Source organism: Aquabacterium sp. A08, assembly GCF_011742065.1.
In genome coordinates this window covers 1-325 of the sequence record NZ_JAAQQT010000078.1, presented here as the reverse complement: position 1 = coordinate 325, position 325 = coordinate 1, and the positions used below count along the sequence as shown (strand labels likewise).

General features: G+C 67.7%; 1 pseudogene. It reads right to left on the bottom strand.

The annotated features are described in order from the left end of the window. Nucleotides 1-121: 121 nt before the first annotated feature. Nucleotides 122-325: pseudogene (locus HA630_RS00445) on the bottom strand (hypothetical protein); the annotation flags it as partial.

Sequence of the window (325 nt, the reverse complement as noted above, 5' to 3'; positions counted from 1 at the left end):
CGGGCGCCGACTTCATCCGCGACGAGCGGCTGCGGCAGTACCTCAGCACCCTGGCCCCCGACGACGAGATGGGCCACGTGGACCTGGTGCTGGGCAGCACCCCGGCGCCGGCCGAACCGCCTCAGTCCAGCTTCAGGTCGGGGTGACGGGTGTTGAACATGTAGTCGCTCAGGGGGTGGCCCTGGCTGGTCCACAGCTGTTCCACATGGAAGGCATCGAGGTACATGATGCGGTGCGGCAGGTTGAACACGTGCGCCAGCGGCACGTAGCCCATGCCGGGGTACACGTCCTGGAACAGCAGCCGGTCGTACTGGCGGTCGATCGG